Genomic DNA, 19,818 nt, shown 5'->3' with positions numbered 1-19,818 from the left:
TAGTCCGAGACAAAGTCTCGGACTAGGTATTGGTCAATCAACATATTGGATTCCCATAGCCACCGCCGCCTGGCGTCTTCATAATTAGTCTATCTCCTATTTCCAATTCGGCACCATCGACTCCAGCCAATAAGATTTTTTCACCAGATTCCTTCAAAATATATTGTTCTCCGCACTGTCCATTTTCTCCACCATTTAAACCATACGGAGCATATTTTCGATGTTGAGTCAAAATAGAAAGCTTTACTGGTTCTAAAAATAAGAATGTTCGAGTAATACCATTTCCTCCACGGTATTTACCTTGTCCTCCTGAACCTTCACGAATTCCAAAAGATTCGAGACGAACAGGATAGCGTTTTTCCAAAATTTCAGGGTCGGTAATACGCGTATTGGTCATGTGGGTATGTACCCCCGAAGTTCCGTCAAAGCCATTTCCTGCTCCACTTCCCCCACAAATGGTTTCGTAATACCCAAACGAGTCGTTACCAAAAAGAGTATTATTCATAGTACCTTGTGAACAAGCCATAATTCCAAAAGCTTTGAATAAGGTATCCGTTAAACGTTGGCTAAGTTCGACATTACCACCTACCACGGCAGGGCATTCCTCTGGATTTTCTGAAAATATTGGACTCAGTAAGGTATTATTAGGAATTACTAATTCGGCAACTCTCAACAATCCATCGTTTAGAGGAATATTACTTTGCAACAGTACTCTCAGTACATAAATTACCACTGAGTTTACAATTGCTTCATTAGCATTCAGATTACCTTTATGAACCCCAGATGTTCCCGTAAAATCAATAGCACATCTACCATTTTTCAATGTCATATTTACCTCTAATCGAGTATCATCATCTAATAACTCTACAGCATGATAATCGCCATTAGGAAAGTCCATTAAACGTTCCTGCATTTTGTCAGCAGAATAAGATTTGAGCAAATTCATGTAATAATGCACTCGCTTCAAGCTATGTTCTTCTACTAATTGCTGAAGTGCCAACTCTCCATTTTTGATAGATGCCAAAGCAGCATTCAAATCTGCCAAGTTTTCAGCAACAGCTCTGGATGGATATGGCGCATTTTGGAGTAAATCTGTTATTTCTGTCCAATCTATTTTCCCATTTTTGGATAAGAATATAGGCGTAATTACCACCCCTTCTTCGGCTAAATTTTTGGCATCGGGTGGCATCGAAGCTGGGCGAATTCCTCCTATTTCTGAATGATGACAGCGATTGACCACATAGCCTATGAGTTGATCGCCTTGTTTGGTATAAACGGGTGCTATCAGCGTTACATCAGGTAAATGGGAACCTCCAAATTTTGGATGGTTTGTAATGACAATATCGCCTTTTTCAAGTGTAACTTGCGCCAAAAGCTTTCTCACGCATACACCCAAACTCCCCAAATGCACAGGGATATGCGGTGCATTGGCAATTAGTTCGGCTTTGTGGTCGAGTAAAGCACAAGAAAAATCAAGACGCTCTTTTACATTGACCGAAAGCGAAGTTCTTTGTAACAAAACACCCATATTGTCTGCAATAGACATAAAGCGATTCGTAAAAAGCTCTAATTGGGTAATATCTTGTTCAGAAGAGGCTATTTTTTCTTGAACATTGGTATCTACTTGAGAAAGAATGGCTGAGCCATTAGTGGACAATTGCAATTCCCAACCTTTTTCAATAACGGTTGTACTAAAGCGGTCGAGTAATAGAGCAAAACCTGTAATTACAGAACCCTCTTCTAATTGTTCACGCAAAAAAACAGAAACTTCTTGCCATTGTCCTTCCACCCAAGCTTGTATTGTATGTGAAGGAATAGCTTGCTTTTTTTCTGAAACTACCTGATTTTTTTCTTCAAAAGTATCTTGCTTTTGAGCTGCAATCAAACGGATATTCTCTACCTCAATGGCACGATTTTCGGTCCAGTGACCATAAATTTGGCGATACTTTTCCTGAAAGGATTTAATACTGTTGTCGTAGCCCTCCCACTCTATTTCTAAGCTTGCATCTTGTCCTTTCAGACGTAAATAAATATAGCGATGTTTGATATAGCTTTGAGTTGATTCAATGCCATCTTTTTGTAGCTCGATGTAAGCTTTTTCAGCTAAATCTTGATATCTATCTTCTAGGTTAGTATCTAGATTTTTATCATAAACTTCCAAAACAGAAGCCTCAGTAAAACGCTCGACTTGGGCTTTAGAAATACCATAAGCAGAAAGCAACCCTGCATCGAGTGGTAATAATATTTGGGAGATTCCTAACAAGTCAGCTATGCCACAAACATGTAAACCTCCAGCCCCACCAAAAGCCACAAGGGCATAATCAGTAGTGGCATACCCTTTGGCTATGGATATTTTACGGACGGTTTCTGCCATTTTCTCATTGGCAATGGCTCTAAAACCCTCCAATATCTCCTCAGCTTGCGGACGGGCTCCTGTATTTTTTTCGATGCTAGATAAAATTTCTTCTAAACGTTTTTTAGCACCATCAACAAATACAGGTATGCCAAACTGTGTACTATCCAAACGCCCTAATAACAAATTGATATCCGTAATTGCTAATGGTCCACCAGCGCCATAACAGGCAGGTCCTGGCCATGAGCCTGCACTTTCGGGACCAACGCTCAATTTGTATCCATCATACGCACATATTGAACCACCGCCAGCCGCTACTGTTTCGATAGCCAAGGCTGGGCTAAAAATCTGGGCATTACCAATTTTTTGGACAAACTGATATTCAAGTTCATGGTCATAACGAGCCACATCGGTGCTTGTGCCACCCATATCAAAGGCAATAAATTGGTGAATACCAGCTTTTTGAGCCACTTTAGATGCACCAACCACACCACCTGCTGGACCTGAAAATAGGCTATCCTTAGGGTGAAAAGCGTCATATCTTACCAAACTACCAGCACTGGTCATTACCTTCATATTGCCTTCGCCAACTTTGGAAGCAATATTGCTCAAATAACGATGAATCACGGGCGCCAAATAGGCATTCACCACTGTAGTTTCGGCACGTTGTTGAAACTTGATTTGTGAACTTAACTCTGTGGAGATATGGACAAACTCAAAATACGGACTCAAGGCCTCTTTGAGTGCGATTTCATGAATGGAATTTCTGTAAGAGTTTTTTAAACAAATCGCTATTGACTCTATTTCAGCAACTTTAAGTTTTTGAATTAGCTCGTCTATTTGCGTAATATCTATAGCTTGCAAAACTTCACCGTTGGCGTCTATCACTTCCGAAACCTCCTCGACTAATACATACAAAGGTTCAGGACGTTCGATTTTCATAGCAAAAATATCAGGACGGGCTTGGTTGCCTATTACCAATAAATCCTTGAATCCTTTACTGACTAAAAAAGCTGTTTTGGCGCCCTTCAATTCCAACAAAGCATTAGTTCCTTTGGTAGAGCCAACACGCAATTCGATGGAAGGAAAAGCCTCGTGTAAGGCTGTTTCAGTAATGAGTCTTGCACCCAATACTGGCGCTTCTTCAAAAGCAGTGAGCGCAAAGTTTTTTCCAATCAAATCAGTTGGGATAGGTAGCTCAAGCGTCAATATTTTTTCCTCAAAATCATAAGATATAACCTTCGACTCAAAAGACTGATCGAGGCTGTATAATTGGTATCCTGCCAAAATATCTTTTGACAAAAACCATGACTCTTTAATTTTAAGGCTATTCTCGGACACTAATGCTAAGGCTTGACCACGCAAAGTACCATTAGATAAAATCTTTTTTCGGTATATTTTTCCTTCGGAATCAGTTGCAATGCAATCAGTAAATGTTCCTCCAGTATCTATTGACACATTGTAATGCACAGACATCTTTCGATTGGGGATTTGGGATTTTTGATTTCGGATTTGAGGCATAAATTATCAATATTCGATAATTCATTTTTGCTAGAAAAAATTCTTGTTCATGTAGCCATAAGACGCAAAACATTGTGTCTCTACAATTGAATGTTGAATTATAGGTTCATTTACAATTCGCCTATAAACTCTCCGACTTTTTTATATTCATTAGGTTGCAAATCACCCAAATGAATTTGATCAATTCTTATTCTTTTGAGAGACAATACTTCGTAATCTAGTTTATAGCACATACGACGGATTTGTCTATTGAGCCCTTGTACCAGAATAATGCTAAAAGTATGCTCATCAAGGGCTTCTACGGAACAAGGTAATGTAGTTTGACCCATAATCGTAATACCACTTGACATTTGGAGAATAAAAGATTCTGTAATAGGCTTGTCGACCGTCACGATATATTCCTTTTCAGTCTGATGTTCCTTTCGAAGAGTTTTATCAAAAAGTCTTCCATCATTGGTAAGCAATAAAAGTCCTTCCGATGCTTTATCGAGGCGACCTACAGGAAAAAGTTTTTCTTCAAAAGGCAAAATAGCCTGTAAATTATCAGGGATAGTTTGATTGAGGGTTGTTTCTATTCCGACAGGTTTGTAAAAGGCGATATAGTGCAACTTTTTTTCTTCTCGCAGTATTTCCTCCTTCCAAACAATTTCTTGAAACGCTTGTATTTCTACATTTTCAAACACCTGTTTTCCAGCAACCCGACATTCACCAAGCGTAATCAATTCAAGGGCTTTTTTATTTGAAATTTGTAATCGTTTTACCAAAAAATATTGGAGTCTATTCCGAAAAGTCATGAGTTTGTGTTTGAAGGATTTGGGCTAGGCTTTAGGCAAATACAATTTTAGATTTCGGATTTGGGATGTTGGAATTTTATAAAATAGATATACTTCCGAAATCAGAAATCTGCAATTGTTAGCAAACTTATGCCTCTTACCTAACCCCTATCCCCTAATAGTCAATATGTACATTAATCCAACCAGCATCGAAACGTGCTCCAAATTTTTTGTAAAAATTAATAGCAGGTTCATTCCAATCTAACACTTGCCACATCAAACCTGTACAGTTGTTTGCTTTAGCAATATCGAAAGTTCCTTCCAAGAGTTTTTCGCCTACCCCTTTTCCACGCATTTTTTCACGAACTACTAAATCCTCTAAATATAAACGTTTGCCTTTCCAAGTAGAATAACGATAGTAATACAGCGACATTCCGACCACTTCGCCATCAACTTCAGCTAGAATAGCGCCAAAAACAGGATTTTCACCAAATCCATCGATATACATTTGTTCAACAGTATTGGTCACTTGTTCAGGAGCTTTTTCATATACTGCCAACTCCATAATCAAATCAAACATCACTGGGAGATCATCAGGAGTAAATTTTCTTATAATAACAGACATTGAGGAATGGTTTTAGGAAATAAAAAAAGACTTCGCAATAGCCTTTCTATTTCTATAATGATTTTTCAAATATAATAAAAAAGTCAGTTGCGAGGCTTTTGCTCAACAACTGACTTAGCTTACATTTTCAGACAAATTGCTTTGTTGCTAAAAATTGTAAATAATATCTCCATTCAATCCAATAAAAATCCAACCTTTTTGCTCTAATTCTCGCAAGAGGTTGTGCGGGCTTTGAGGAGGATGCGATCCCACAAAAAAAGTGGAAATGTAGTTTTTTAAGGACTTGGCCTTTTTAGGTCTTTTAGCTCGTTCGATGCCTGCTAAATAATCGACTAAATCTTCTGTTTCGGTAACAAAGGTATTCATGGCTTTACAAGAACAAATTGTTAAGAACTCAAAAAATCGTGTAAATATGAATGAAAATCTATTTACACATTAACTAAAAAATTGATAAAATCTTTCAGAAAACAATCAATACTATTTTAGCGATAATTCATGAATCAATACGATGTTTGCTTAAATCATGAGTTATTCAAACCATTTTTATGACAAAATAATAAAAAAATTCTATTCGTTGTTTACGTATTTTTCCCATTTTTCAAGCAAATTCTGCATGTCTTCTGGTAAATCAGTATCAAACTGCATAAACTTGCCCGTCGTTGGATGAATAAAGCCTAAAGACTTAGCATGTAAGGCATGACGCGGACAAATTTTAAAACAATTGCCTACGTATTGTTCATACTTTGAGAACAAAGTTCCTCTCAAAATTTTATCGCCTCCGTAAGTACTATCATTGAAAAGAGGATGCCCAATATGCTTAAAATGCACACGAATTTGGTGAGTACGCCCCGTTTCTAAGTTACACTTTACCAAGGATACATAACGCAAATTTTTCAAGACTTTGTAATGCGTTACGGCATGTTTTCCAACCGAACCATCAGGAAATACCGCACGGATTTTACGGTCTTTTATACTACGACCAATATGTCCTGTAACAGTACCTTCTTCGTTTTTAAGTTCGCCCCAAACCAAGGCATAATACGTACGCTCGATGCTATGATCAAAAAATTGTTTAGCCAAATGCGTCATGGCATAGTCGTTTTTGGCAATTACCAAAAGTCCAGAGGTTTCTTTGTCGATACGATGTACCAAACCTGGACGAACTTCACCATTACGATGTGTGGGTAAATTTTGGAAATGATATACCAAGGCATTCACTAGTGTACCCTCCCAATGCCCAAAAGCAGGGTGAACCACCATACCCGCAGGTTTATTTACCACCAACAAATCTTCGTCTTCATAGACAATATCCAAAGGAATATTCTCAGGCTCGATACCACCTTCACGTGGAGGGTGTGGCAGCGACACCGTAACCACATCAAAAGGTTTAACTTTATAACTTGCTTTGGTTACAATATCGTTGACTTTTACGAGACCTAAATCTATGCCGTTTTGAATCTTGTTTCGAGTCGCATTTTGCATACGCATCATCAAGTATTTGTCAAGACGTACAAGATCTTGGCCTTTTTCTACTACGATTCGATGATGTTCGTATAATTCTTCTTCGTCTTCTTCCAGTTCTTGCATAATTTCGTGTTTTCAAATACAAAATTATTAATTTTAGTTAAGAAAAGCTGAAATAAATTAAGGATACAAGATTAGTCTTAAAATTCATTGCTAGGTATAAAGGGACTACCAACCTATTTAAGGTAATTTTGTAAGACTTATAAATTCATTCATTACAGACGCTTCAAATGCCTTATTATGCCAAGTTACCCATCATTTGACCTTCCTATTTCTCCTATACAAACAATTTTTCATCCTGTTTTAGAAAAAGCAGAGATTCAACTGATTTTGAAACGTGATGACTTAATTCATCCGAGTATTTCAGGAAACAAATGGCGCAAAATGAAGTATAATTTGATAGAAGCGCATCAGCAAGGCTTTAGGCAACTTATTACTTTTGGAGGAGCTTATTCAAATCATATTTATGCGACTGCCTCCGCAGGAAAAGTTTTTGGTTTTGATACTTTAGGAATTATTCGTGGTGATGAACTCAATCCACAATCGAGCCCAACCTTGCAATATGCTTCTCAACAAGGAATGCAGTTCAAGTTTGTCAGCCGAACAGCGTATCGAGACAAAGAGGAGATTTTAAGACAGTTAAAACAAGAAGATATCGCTTTAGAAAAAGCCTATTATTTACCAGAAGGTGGTAGCAATCATTTAGCCTTAAGAGGCTTAGCAGAGTTGAGTCAAGAGATATATCAACAAACCCAACCCGACTATATCGTTTCGGCAGTCGGTACAGGGGGAACCATTGCAGGCATACTTGCTTCGAGTAAAGCCCCTACGCAAGTCATTGGAATTACGGCACTCAAAGGGGCAACCTCGGGACTTTTGAATGATATTCAAGACCTCCTTTCCAAAAACTCTACCATTGATTTTACGCGCTTTGCCCTACTCGACACCTACCATTTTGGTGGATACGCAAAACATACTCCTGTGCTACTAGACTTTATCCGACAACTTGAAAGCTATAATCCAACCCTCCAACTCGAACAAGTCTACACAGGCAAAATGCTCTATGGCATCATAGATTTAGCCGAAAAGGGACATTTTAAAAAAGGGAGTCAAGTGGTGGCTGTGCATACAGGAGGCTTGCAAGGACGAATTGATAGTTTATTTTGAGAGTCACATTTCTATTGAATTACAATATCAAGAAGACTTGATGAAAATGTTACAGAAAGAAGTTTAGGTAGAAAAAGAGCACAAAAAAAAGAGGAACAAATAAATTTGTTCCTCTTAGTACCCAGAGCCGGAGTCGAACCGGCATGCCAATGAAGGCATTGGTGTTTGAGACCAACGCGTCTACCAATTCCGCCATCTGGGCATTTGGTATTCAAGTAAACTTGAATGCGAATCGTTGTTCTTTCGTTTCGTGATGCAAAGGTAGAGAGTTTTTATTTATCCTCCAAATCTCATCAAAAGAAAAATCAATAATTATTTTCTTCTTTCTTGCAAAAAAATAGCTTTTTTATCTATTCAAAGGGCTTTTTTAGCATTTTGGTTCTACCCATAAAGCCGTAAGAATGAATAGGATAAGCACCCACCAAAGCCAAGGCGAAAGGCTCGCTTGTCGGGCGATTGAAAGATCTATATTTTTTTGTTTTTTTTCTGAAAAATTATTTTCAACATACATTTTTAGCCGTTGTAAGTACGCCAAACCCTGCGTTGAGTCCTCGACATATACCGATAAACTGTCAAAAAGTGGTTGCCAACCAGCCTTTGTAAATCGGTAGTTTTGATACTCATTCTGCGAGTTCAATGACGATACCGACGGCTTAAGGGTATCTTCCCCTACTTGCCAATCGCTATTTCTCTTCAGTGTATTCAGCCTGATTTGTGTAGGAATATTGACAAAAACAGGGGCATTAACTTGTACTGATATTGGCTCGGAAGGAAGAACAGCTTCCAAGGTTGAAGCCCAAATTTTGTTATAAGTAACACTATCGCCACTGAGCATCAAAGGATAGGTTTCGTTGAGCAAACTCAGCCCTACTCTCCCCTTCTGGCGTTGTACGGCAATGGGATATTCCTTCAAGCTTTTTTGCCAAGTATTGGGTTGTATTTGATAAGGTAAGGCTGTCAAATCATTGGATAATTGGATAGCTTCTTGTGTAGAGCTTTTTGTCAGTCGCCATTGTGTTCCCAACGCCTGATTGATGATACGGGTTTCTGTTTCGGGATTGGTCAAATTGATAATCAAAACGCCTTTATTTTCTCCCAATACCTTCTTGACCCTTGCATCGCCTGCTAAGCTAGGGTCAGTCACAATCAAGTCGTATGATTTAATGGTTTGCTTGGTATTAATTTGAAATTGATTTTGGGTATTCTTCGCTACTTTAGTCCAAACTTCTACCTTGTAACCACGTTTGCCCATCCAGTCGGCCAAAGTTTTACTTTCAAAATCGGGGTTACTTTGTAATACCAATACACTTTTACTCGGTTTTTCCATTACTGCAAAATGTATGGGCTGCAATAGCTTTTCGCCAAGCCATAACTCACATTTGGCTTTTCCTTTGGCAAAAGCTGAAAATTTAAGATCAAAATCAACTAAGCCTTTTTTAAGGGAAATACTATCCAATACTTGTTCTCCAATTTTCAGGCTCAATACTTGCGTTTTCTCACTCAATATTTTTCCACTGACACGTTGCAAATCTCCTCTGTACAAAACACCTTCCCATCTAATAGACTCAACTTGATTATTTTCCCAAGCAGGTAGCCATTTCCATTCTTTATCGAGCAGTTGATTGAGCAAAGTTGGCTCAAAATGCGTCCCAGCTAAGTAGACAGTCCCTATCTGTGTAATCCAAGCTGGATGCTCATTAATGGCTTGTAATAGTTCTTTTTCTGTAAAACTCTCAGCTACATGAAGACTATCTTGCCAATGTTGAAGGTTTGTATGTGGTATATTCTGTTGATAAAGTAATATCTGATTTGAATCTGAGGAACGGGTAATGGTGGGTTGTAATATCCAGCCCAATACGCTTATCCAAAGTAAAAAATTCAGTAATACTTTTAAACTCCATCTTCCTTTTGAGCGGTTTCTCCAAAGGGCTAAAAATTGTACTATTCCCATAACCACCACAGCTACCAATAAGATTATATTGGATACAGTGTTGAGTTGGAATTGAAAGTTGATCTGTAATATCATCTGGTTTTCAATATTTTTCTGTAGATGCCTTGCATGCCTTTTCCTGTGAATCGTTGATTTTTTATTGATCTACCTTGAAGACGTTGCATGCAACATCTCTATCTAATTGTTTGCCCAATTTCTGAAAAAAGATTTTTCCAATCTTTTTTCAGAAACATTTCCTTGTGGCGTTGCTGAAGACGGTTTGGGTAAATCTGTATTGAGTAAGGCGAAAATACGAGTATTCAAGCGTTTGGCTTGTACTGAGTCTAAAACTTTTCCGCTAGCCAATTTTTGTAAATCCGACAAAATACTCCATTGATTCATGCCTGTATCCAATACCTTTTGACTCAATGCCATGCTTAGCGTCAGCACCTTTTGTTTTTGCAAACCATTTAGCGTTTTTTCTTCTTGTAAATAGCCCATTACTTCAGCGGCCAAAGCTGTTAATTGTTCTTGAGAAAGTTTTTTTGCATAACTAAACTTGGCATTGAACTTGGTCAACTCGCCTGACAGTCTCTTTTCTTTTTCCTTGATTGGAGGTGGGTCAAAGCTCGTTTTCTTGGCAAAAGTTCTGGCCTTGTGTTGTGCGGCTTTCAAAAACTCCAAAGCTTTTTTCTCGTACGGCAATGCCTTTTCTGGTTCATACATGCGCAAATGCAGTTCGGATTGCCACATTTGTTCAAGTGAAGACTTCAACAAACTTCGAGTGGATTGTTCGTAAAAGGTATTAGCTTCTCCATCGTCGTGCGAGTGTACATAATCCGCTAGCATACTTGCCAATGGATCTTTATTATCATCATTGGACTGTTCATGATGATGATGTTCTTCCTCATGTTTTTCGGCTTGGTCATGATCATGCTCACCTTCATCGTGGGCATGGCGAAAACCTTTTAAAACATCACCATCTTTATCAGCATTGTCTGGTAAGGGATTGCCTCCACCTATCGAATTTTCGAACTCTTCACCCAAATATTGCCCATATCTCAAACGCAAGGCTTTTTGGTCAAAACCAATTTCGTTTGAGGCACTTTTAAACTCTTTATCGGCAATTTTTTTACGTTTGGCAATCAGTTTTTCAGTATCAATAATAATCTGGCGCTGGCTTCTGAAATACTCAGGCATGATATTCATAGCCATTGTTGCCAAGTCTGATTCTTCTGCCTTGGTCGTATCTTTATAAACAATAAAATATGTATCTGATTTTGTATAATTTGGCTTAGGTTTACGATTATCGATTGCTGCCCAATAATAGTATAATTCATCTCCTGGCGTAAAATTGAGCGCTTTTAAGTCGATAGATTTACTCAACTGTGCTGTTTTAAAAGCCTTTTGTGTGATAGGCATTTTTACTTCACGAAACTTTACATTTTCACCGCTACCTCTTGCCAAAGTCGCAATCATATAGACCTCATTTACCATAAAATCATCCGAAACCTTGGCATTTAACTGTACTGTTTTAGGGTCTTTGAGGTAATGAAAACTATATAATTCTTTGCTACTTGGTTCAATTTTAGGGGCTGCGTCTGGTAAGGCCTCCAAGCGATAATAGTCTGAAGCATAAATCAATGAGTCTTTCCAATAGGCTTTGATCGCATATAAACCTGAGCTCAACAATTGATCTTGGTAGATATATTTATCTTCTTTTTGTGAAAAAGAAAGTTCAACGCCTCTGGCATTGCTGAGCTTAACCTTGAGTTGGTCTCGATGTGAAAATGTCAACTGCCAAGTCAAATTTGAGCCTACAATTGCTGAGGCATTTAGTTGCTCGGATTGAACAGTCTGTAAACCAGTATAAGCTGGTGGAACGACCGTTAACACTGCTTTTTCAAATTGGGGTGGTACGGCTGGTGTATCTTTTTTTCCTGAAACAATTTCTGTCAAAGACTTTTCGGATAGTTTTTGAACAAAAGATTGGTCAAACAAAACAGTCAATAAAATTGATGCAGCAACGGCTCCCAGATAATACCACAAATGATGCGTAAAAACCCAAGGTGTTTGCAGATTTCCTTTTTCGAATAAGCGATTAATTTGGAGTTGCTCGGCAATATTAAGCTCGTTTTTCTCCAATAAATCTAGGCTATATTCAGTATTATCGATTTTTTGATGCACTAAGCGAATGGCTTGTTGGTGTTTTGTGGAAAAAAAGCCTTTCCAAAAAGACCAAGCCAAAGCAGCCACAAAAGCCAAAGCCCATGTCCAGATTGCAACAGGGAAATAGTAATGAAGCCAAATCGCAATTACGCCGAAAACAGATAGCCCTCTGAGCAAATCTTCGGTATGCAATTGCCATTTAACTTTTGATATGATTTGTGAGAAAGGATTCATGCGTTTCGGTGAATTGAGAGCCAACGCTCAAGACTAAGCAATAAAACCAAGAGAGTGATTAATACTGCGGTAAACCATTCTGTTTCGAGCGGTTTGACTAATTTTTGTTCCTTAAATAAGGCTTTCAACTGGCGATTTGAAATGGTATTATTCTCAGCTTTGATTCCTTGATAGTCTAGAATTTTCTCTAATAACCATGCAGGAAATTTCCCCTCAAATACCGCATCATCAGTTTGAGGATTCATTGAGTTTGACCACTCTATGACATTCGAAGCCAAGGACTTTTGCGAATACTTATCACTTTCTGGAATCAAATAGAGTACTTCAGGATTTAGCACTTGAGGAAGTTGACTAGTACAAACTAATTGTGCTTGCTCCTTTTGGTTTTTATCCAAAATTTGAATCGGAAGTTGATACACTTCTTCAATTGCTTTCAAACTCGCTTTCAGCGTTTTCTGAGCTGATTCAGAAGTTGAAATCCAAACTTTCAAAGCGCCTTTTTGTACTATTTCTGGATTATTGGCGGTTACTATTCCTAATTGCCCTTCGGGATTTATTCCTACATTTTTCTGTCCATCTACTTGCCAAACCTTTATTTGATGTTGCCTAGTACTATCAGGAATAGCGTGTAAATTCAGTGGCGTTGGGTGATAAATTACAGGCAAATTTGTCAATGACTGTTGGTTCACCACATACAATTCCACAGATTGTTTCGGGTACTTTTTTCCTAACTCTATAAGCGCATTTTGTAATACACTTGCCTTAGTAGCTTCTTTAGGCTGTTCGGACAAATCTTTCAGTTCAGTTGGAGGATTTTCTATCCAAAAACACGGTTCGCCTTTTCTGAGAGCCTCCTCTATTTCAAATCGGAAGTTATTGGTAACCAATGTATTCGACTCTATCAAATGAATTTTAGAGAAAGTTGACGACGTTTGAAAAGTATTCCAAAGTGGCTTGGCTAAAGCCAAACACAGCAATAGCACAATTGCCAAACGCAATACTAATAGCCAAATATTATCTAATCGTATGCCTCTAGCTTGTTGTAAGTTTTTTTCGCTTAACCACTGAGTAGCAGCCCAGTCTAGTCGTTTACCTTGTTTCTGATGCCAAAAGTGAATCAGAATCGGTATCGCTAGACCAAACAAGCCCCAAAGCAATGTTGGCGTATTAAAATCTATCATTAGAATAGTCAAATTTTGAAAGTTCAAAATCAGCTTGATATATTTTCATCAAAGGATTTCTCTGATAATACCCGCAATCGGATCTTTAAGGCTGATTTTTTTCCAGTAAACAAAAGGCACTTTTAAATCTGATTCGATTTGTGACAAAAACGTTTCGGCATTGGCTTTTACTTCAGCCTTAATTTGTTCTGCCTGAAGCTCTACTTCTTGTCCTGTTTCCAAATCTTTGAAGCGATAAAATCCTTTTAAATTAAAATCTAGCTCATGTTGTCCAAGTACCTGAAAAACATAGATTTCTCTTCGTGGATTAGCTAATTTTTTCAACAATTGAATCCATTCATTATCTAGCTGTAAAAGGTCTGAAGCAAAAAAGAGTATCTCTTTTTGTTTTTGCTGAAAAACAGGAAAGCTTTTGGTATCGCTTGTCCATTTTCCTGACGCTTCTGCTTTTTCCAGAGAATATAAAATTCGTTGAAAAGCTTGCTTGCCAGCGGCTACTAAAGTATGTACTTGATTGTCTTTGAGCACATATAAACTTAGTTGATCGCCTTGTCTAAAACCCATGTAGGCAATAGAAGCCAACAAGATTTTGCAATATTGTAATCGACTTATCCCCTCCTCGACATAATTCATCGAACCAGAAAGGTCGAGTACAAAACGGATATGATAATTACTTTCGGTAGACGATTCTCGCACCAAATGTTTTTGGGTACGGGCAAAAAGCTTCCAATCTATGCGTTTGGGGTCGTCTCCTATTTCGTAATGTCTATATTGCTCAAATTCAATCCCGTAGCCATATCTTTTACTGGCGTGAATCCCTAACATAAGTTCCTCACTTACCAATTTGCTGGCTAATTGGAGATTGGTAATTTTTACTAATTCGGAGCTGAGTAAAGCCATCCTTTGAGTAGTGAGTGATGAGTTTTGAGTGATGAATTACAGTTTGTCCTTCAACTCATTAGCCCATTAATTATCATAAGTTGAGTTATACTATTTTCCTGAAAGCATGGCTTTGATTACATCATCAGGAGCAATTCCTTCGGCCTCTGCACGGAAATTTAAGGAAATACGGTGGCGTAAAATAGGATAAGCTAGCGTATGAATATCTTCAGGAATAACCGAAAAACGTTCGCTCAACACTGCACGGGCTTTAGCACATAATACCAAGGCTTGTCCCGCACGGGGTCCAGCACCCCAGTCGCACCATTCTTTTACAAAAGCCGAGCTAGTTGTATCAGGACGAGTACTTCTTACGATACGATTGACTTCCTCAATCAATTCATCACTGATATGAACTTGACGTGTTAGTTTTTGTAAGTCTAAAATATCCTTATCGCTCATTACTGCCGATAATGTCGGTTTTCCTGAGCCTGTGGTGCTTTTTAATACTTGTAATTCTTCTGCTTCGGAAGGATACCCCAATTTGATATACAACAAAAAGCGGTCGAGCTGCGCCTCTGGCAATGGATAAGTACCCGCTTGTTCGATAGGGTTTTGCGTAGCAATAATCAAGAAAGGCTTTGGCAAATCGTAGTTTGTACCAGCATAAGTCACCTTGTATTCTTGCATGGCTTCAAGCAAAGCAGCCTGTGTTTTGGGAGGAGTACGGTTGATTTCATCGGCCAAAACGATATTGGCAAAAATAGGTCCTTTGCTAAATTTAAAGAACTTCTTGCCCGTTTCGTGGTCTTCTTCCAATATCTCCGTACCGACAATATCCCCTGGCATCAAGTCTGGGGTGAATTGGATACGTTTGAATTGCATTTCAAGTGCCTCCGAAATCGTTTTTACCATAAGGGTTTTTGCTAATCCTGGCACACCTTCTAGTAGGCAGTGTCCACCAGCCAAAAGGGAAATAATAATCTCGTCAATAGCCTCCTCTTGCCCAATAATGACTTTTGCGATTTCCTTTTTGAGTAGAGGTAATTTGCTTACCAAGGATTTATAATATTGAAGCTCTTTTGTTTCCAGTGTCATTTGTTAATGAAAATATAGTTAGATGGCTCTAAATATTTAGCCATGGGTAATTGTCGTAAGTAAAATAGTCAGTCAAAACGATTTTTGTCTTTAGATTAGAAGCACTAGACCGATTTGACTTTAAATTAGGATTCGTAAAATCTTAAATTGTCAATGCGTAATTGATGATGTTTACGCCAAACTTGGTATTGTCTTCGGCAAGCCAGCGTTTATTGCGAAAATCATAGTCCCATTCGCAACCATAATCTTTGTTGCTATACAATACGCCAATACGTCCGTTGATGGTAACTGCTTTGAGATAATCATGCACAAGGTCGTCGCCCCAGCCGTTTAGTTCGAAACTAGTTGTGGGCGGACCTTCAAATTCGAAGAAACATCGATAAATTTCGTGAGTATTAGGAATCTTTTGAAGGGCCTTTTGTCCAAAAGTTTTAGCCATTTCTTGCTCGAATGACTTTGCAAATAGCCCATCAATATCGTGATTACAGTCGTCTACAAATACGAATCCACCGTTTTGTACATATCGGTGAAAAATATCTCGTTCTTTACTCGAAAATTCTACTAATTTATGACCACTCAAATAGCAGAAAGGGCTTTTAAAAATCTCGTTACTACTCAATAAAACCACTTTTTCCTTTTCATCGATTGGAATAGTGGTGTACTCAACCAACGAATTAAGCAGATTGGAGGGCATTCGTTGATCGGTATCCCAGTCGCCTGAGTTATATTGAATACGAGTAAATACAAATGGTTTCATAATTTTGAGAGTCGTGATACTGTAAGGGCTTTGGGCTTTGGGCTTTGGGCTTTGGGCTTTGGGCTTTGGGCTTTGGGCTTTGGGCTTTGGGCTTTGGGCTTTGGGCTTTGGGCTTTGGGCTTTGGGCTTTGGGCTTTGGGCTTTGGGCTTAAGAAAATTTGGATTCTCTAATTTTATACTCAAATTTTCTCTATAGTTTAAAAACTAATTTGGATTTGAGATTTCTGATTTCGGAAATATAAAAACCTTCAATTTATAACGTAATATCCTAGAAAGTTTCTTTTACTTCCGAAATCAGAAATCCGACATCAATTCATCACTTTACTACACGGCATCCGATAATGAAGAGAACGTAAACTCACGAATCTTCATGGGAGGTACCATATAGTTGGCGTTTGATTCCGTACTCACAACACGCTCAGTTTTCCCCAACATTTCTAGGTTGTTCAACATAATAATAGGGCTTTCGTTGAAACGGAAGTTTTTTACTGGATACTTAATTTTTCCATCTTCTATCAAGAAAGTACCGTCACGTGTTAGACCAGTTTGTAATAAAGTCTGCGGGTCAACAGGTCGGATATACCAGAGTTTGGTGACCAAAATACCTCTTTTGGTACTCTTAATCATTTCTTCCAGCGTAGCTGTACCACCTTCCATAATCACATTGCTTGGAAAAGGAAGAGGCTTAACTTTTTTCTGTTGAGCCCAATATCTTGAATAGGCAAGGTTTTTCACCACACCTTTGTCTATCCAAGTCACTTTTTCTTGTGGTTGACCATCGCCTGCCCAAGGAGCCCCAGGGAGCGCAGGATAAGCAGGGTCAGAGAAAATCGTGACACGTTCGTCCACAATCTTATCCCCTATCTTGGTTTTTCCACCTTGTTTACTAAAAAACGAACGACCTTCATCGGCGCTACGAGCATCCATATCAAAATAAATACTTTCGAGCAATACCGCTGCGGCTGTTGGTTCGAGGATTACCGTGTATTTACCAGGCTCTAATGCTTTAGCATTTTTAGAACCAACTGCTTTTTGCATCGCAATTTTAGTGGCAGCTACCGTATCCAATTTTTTAACGTCGTTGTACCCTCTAGTTACATAACCCGAACCTGTACCGTCCTCTGTACGAACGGTCAGGGAGAAATTAATACCTGAGTCTTTATAATAAGCAAACAATCCTTTCGAATTCATCATGGCCGAAAAGCCTTTTTGATCTTCTAAAAAGCCTGCTGCTACTAATTTTTGTGCACGAGCCAATTCAAGACTTTTGAAGACCATATCTGCACGAGTATCAGGATTGATATTCGCTGTATCTTCAAGGTATCCTAATGAGTGGCTTTTGTACTGCTGTGGTCCTAAAAGTCCAACATACTCAGGATTTTCAGGAGCTAGGCGAGCCAATTCCTCCGAGCGACGAACAACCTTTTCTAAGGAAGCATCATCAAACTCGTCAATAGTTGCCACACCTACTTTTTTGCCAAATGCAGACTGCACTTGGAGATTTTGATTGATTAATGCACCACTGGTCGAAACCTCGTTACGTGCATAACGAATATTTCCACGAATGTTTCCTAATAAATTAGCCTCACATTCGTCGGATTTTGAATAGCTCATCACCTTTTTTAGCAAGGCTTTTGCTTCTTCTTCGGTTAATATTACAGACATAGTTTTCTTGAGAAGTTAAAGTGGATTAAAGGTTGGTTGCTACTAAATTTTACGAGCTGTATTAATGACATTTACGCCATTGAAACGAGCCGTTGAACTACCATGTGATACGGCACTAGACTGAGAAGGCTGACCTTTTCCGTCGAAGAACGAACCACCTAAACGATAATCACGATCGTCACAAATCTTCGCACATGAATTCCAGAATTCTTGTGTGTTAGATTGGTAAGCTACGTCTTTGAGCATACCCACGATTTTTCCATCTTTAATTTCATAGAACAACTGTCCACCAAATTGGAAGTTATAGCGCTGTTGGTCTATCGAGAATGAACCATCACCAACAATATAAATTCCTTTTTTGACATCCTTAATCATCTCGTCAACCGACAAAGGTTCTTTGCCTGGGGCAAGCGAAACATTTGCCATACGTTGAAACTGAACTGATGACCAGCTATCGGCATAGCAACAGCCATGTGATTCGGTTTCACCAATAATTTTTGCTTGGTCACGAATGGCTTGATAGTTGACTAACTTACCATCTTTGACCAAATCCCATTTTTTGGTTTTTACACCTTCATCATCCCAACCTACTGCACCTAACGAACCTACTTGAGTTTTATCAGCAAAGAAGTTAACGATATTGCTACCATAGTTAAAATTCTTGCTTTGCCATTTGTCCAAAGTAGCGAAAGAAGTACCCGCAAAGTTAGCTTCATAGCCCAATACACGGTCAAGTTCGAGCGGGTGCCCTACCGACTCGTGGATAGTCAACCAAAGGTGAGATGGGTCGAGCACAAGGTCATATTTACCAGCCTCTACAGATTTAGCCGAAAGTTTCTGTTTTACTTGTTGCGAAGCTGCGATGATGTCTTCCATCATATCGTAACCCTTGTTGTAACGAGTAGTAATACCAGTTACTTTATCCTTCGGATTGGTTTGCAGATATTCATAGCCCATACCCGTTGGAGCACTCAAAGTCTGACGATTTTCGAATTTACCCGTTTTAGGGTCAATAGCCGTTACCGTAAATACAGGCCAAATACGGTGTACATCTTGGTCGATATACGAGCCATCCGATGAAGCAAAGTATTTTTGTTCATTTACTAAAAACAAGAGAGAGTTAACATAGTTTGCGCCATTTTTCATGGCCGCATCGTTAACACCTAATAACAAATCCACCTTTTCTTGAATAGGTACTTCAAAAGCATTTTTCTGGATAGGTGCTTTCCAACTTACTTCACCAAAACCTTTTTGTGGCGCTAGTTCCACAGGCTGACTCATCAATTTTGCATTAGCTTTTGCAATGGCAACTGCTTGTTCGGCTGCTCTAGCAGTATCTGCCTCTGTTTTGGCATCTACAACTGCTGCAAAACCCCAACAACCATTGGCAATCACACGCACACCTACGCCATACGACTCAGTGTTTACAATGTTTTGCACTTTGTCTTCGCGAGTAATCACAAACTGATTGAGATAACGACCAATACGAACATCCGTATAAGTAGCACCTTTTGCCTTGGCAGCATTGAGCGCTGCATCTGCCAAACGTTTTTTCACGGCTACATCGATACCTTCATTGAGAAAGGATTCGGCAGCAACGGACCTGCCCATAATCGGAATATTAGGAAGCATCATAGCTCCTAAACCTAGACCCGACATCTGGATAAAATCTCTTCTTTTCAAGTTTTTTTTAGTTTATTAATTGAAAAATCGTTTAAAAGAGGCGTTCTCTCAAAAATCTTTTGTAAGTAGTTATTTGTTAAATGTTTATTAGTTGTTAAAAAGTTAAAACCTTCAGTCAGTAATCAACTAAAAAATCAATTATTGACCAGATTTTTTACCCTTGCGGAAATTTCCGTTTAACAAATCAACCCATAACAAATAACTTATTAAGACTATAAAACGCTTACAAAAGGCAATAAGAGCCTAATTGAGAGGTTTT

15 protein-coding genes and 1 tRNA gene are annotated in these 19,818 nt (G+C 38.7%); 2 read left to right on the top strand and 14 right to left on the bottom strand.

All coding sequences use genetic code 11. The features are described from left to right. Positions 1-37: 37 nt before the first annotated feature. From QM491_RS11760 to QM491_RS11740, 5 genes are all read right to left on the bottom strand, one after another. Positions 38-3,874, bottom strand: coding sequence for a hydantoinase B/oxoprolinase family protein (locus tag QM491_RS11760; protein WP_283327687.1), 3,837 nt, complete (start codon positions 3,872-3,874; stop codon positions 38-40). A gap of 110 nt (positions 3,875-3,984) precedes the next feature. Beyond that, positions 3,985-4,668, bottom strand: coding sequence for a pseudouridine synthase (locus QM491_RS11755; protein ID WP_283327686.1), 684 nt, complete (start codon positions 4,666-4,668; stop codon positions 3,985-3,987). Positions 4,669-4,822: 154 nt separating this feature from the next. Next, positions 4,823-5,272, bottom strand: a complete 450-nt coding sequence (locus QM491_RS11750) for a GNAT family N-acetyltransferase (RefSeq protein ID WP_283327685.1) — start codon at positions 5,270-5,272, stop codon at positions 4,823-4,825. Between the two features lie 147 nt (positions 5,273-5,419). After that, positions 5,420-5,638, bottom strand: coding sequence for a hypothetical protein (locus QM491_RS11745; protein WP_166552648.1), 219 nt, complete (start codon positions 5,636-5,638; stop codon positions 5,420-5,422). A 201-nt stretch (positions 5,639-5,839) separates the two neighbouring features. After that, entirely contained in the window at positions 5,840-6,859 is a 1,020-nt protein-coding gene (locus tag QM491_RS11740; RefSeq protein WP_283327684.1) for an RluA family pseudouridine synthase, read from the bottom strand. Positions 6,860-7,036: 177 nt separating this feature from the next. Here QM491_RS11740 and QM491_RS11735 point away from each other — a divergent pair, with 177 nt between their 5' ends. Continuing rightward, on the top strand, positions 7,037-7,963 hold the full coding sequence (locus QM491_RS11735) for a 1-aminocyclopropane-1-carboxylate deaminase/D-cysteine desulfhydrase (RefSeq protein WP_283327683.1): 927 nt from the start codon (positions 7,037-7,039) through the stop codon (positions 7,961-7,963). Positions 7,964-8,081: 118 nt separating this feature from the next. Here the strand turns inward: QM491_RS11735 and QM491_RS11730 are convergent. From QM491_RS11730 to QM491_RS11700, 7 genes are all read right to left on the bottom strand, one after another. Then, positions 8,082-8,165 (bottom strand) — tRNA-Leu (locus tag QM491_RS11730). 165 nt (positions 8,166-8,330) lie between these two features. Beyond that, on the bottom strand, positions 8,331-9,989 hold the full coding sequence (locus QM491_RS11725) for a hypothetical protein (RefSeq protein WP_283327682.1): 1,659 nt from the start codon (positions 9,987-9,989) through the stop codon (positions 8,331-8,333). 102 nt (positions 9,990-10,091) lie between these two features. Then, positions 10,092-12,296 carry a hypothetical protein gene (locus QM491_RS11720; RefSeq protein WP_283327681.1) on the bottom strand — a complete coding sequence of 735 codons (2,205 nt, stop codon included), beginning with the start codon at positions 12,294-12,296 and terminating at the stop codon, positions 10,092-10,094. After that, positions 12,293-13,477 carry a BatA domain-containing protein gene (locus QM491_RS11715; RefSeq protein WP_283327680.1) on the bottom strand — a complete coding sequence of 395 codons (1,185 nt, stop codon included), beginning with the start codon at positions 13,475-13,477 and terminating at the stop codon, positions 12,293-12,295. The genes QM491_RS11720 and QM491_RS11715 overlap by 4 nt, the downstream gene beginning before the upstream one ends. Before the next feature lie 48 nt (positions 13,478-13,525). Further along, positions 13,526-14,377 carry a DUF58 domain-containing protein gene (locus QM491_RS11710; protein WP_283327679.1) on the bottom strand — a complete coding sequence of 284 codons (852 nt, stop codon included), beginning with the start codon at positions 14,375-14,377 and terminating at the stop codon, positions 13,526-13,528. 90 nt (positions 14,378-14,467) lie between these two features. After that, positions 14,468-15,454, bottom strand: a complete 987-nt coding sequence (locus QM491_RS11705; protein WP_374761254.1) for an AAA family ATPase — start codon at positions 15,452-15,454, stop codon at positions 14,468-14,470. Between the two features lie 142 nt (positions 15,455-15,596). Continuing rightward, the gene (locus QM491_RS11700; RefSeq protein ID WP_166552657.1) at positions 15,597-16,211 is read right to left on the bottom strand and encodes a DUF4159 domain-containing protein; all 615 of its coding nucleotides are present in this window, start codon (positions 16,209-16,211) and stop codon (positions 15,597-15,599) included. Here QM491_RS11700 and QM491_RS11695 point away from each other — a divergent pair. Then, positions 16,182-16,382: a hypothetical protein gene (locus QM491_RS11695; RefSeq protein ID WP_283327678.1), complete on the top strand. Its 201-nt coding sequence runs from the start codon at positions 16,182-16,184 to the stop codon at positions 16,380-16,382. The two genes, QM491_RS11700 and QM491_RS11695, sit on opposite strands and share 30 nt — an antisense overlap. Positions 16,383-16,535: 153 nt before the next feature. Here the strand turns inward: QM491_RS11695 and QM491_RS11690 are convergent, their stop codons facing one another. Further along, positions 16,536-17,876: a TldD/PmbA family protein gene (locus tag QM491_RS11690; protein ID WP_283327677.1), complete on the bottom strand. Its 1,341-nt coding sequence runs from the start codon at positions 17,874-17,876 to the stop codon at positions 16,536-16,538. Positions 17,877-17,918: 42 nt separating this feature from the next. After that, positions 17,919-19,559: a TldD/PmbA family protein gene (locus QM491_RS11685; RefSeq protein WP_283327676.1), complete on the bottom strand. Its 1,641-nt coding sequence runs from the start codon at positions 19,557-19,559 to the stop codon at positions 17,919-17,921. Positions 19,560-19,818: the final 259 nt, after the last annotated feature.

This window comes from Flectobacillus longus (genome assembly GCF_030056705.1).
Lineage (GTDB): Bacteria > Bacteroidota > Bacteroidia > Cytophagales > Spirosomataceae > Flectobacillus > Flectobacillus longus.
This window is presented reverse-complemented; position numbering and strand designations above follow the sequence as displayed.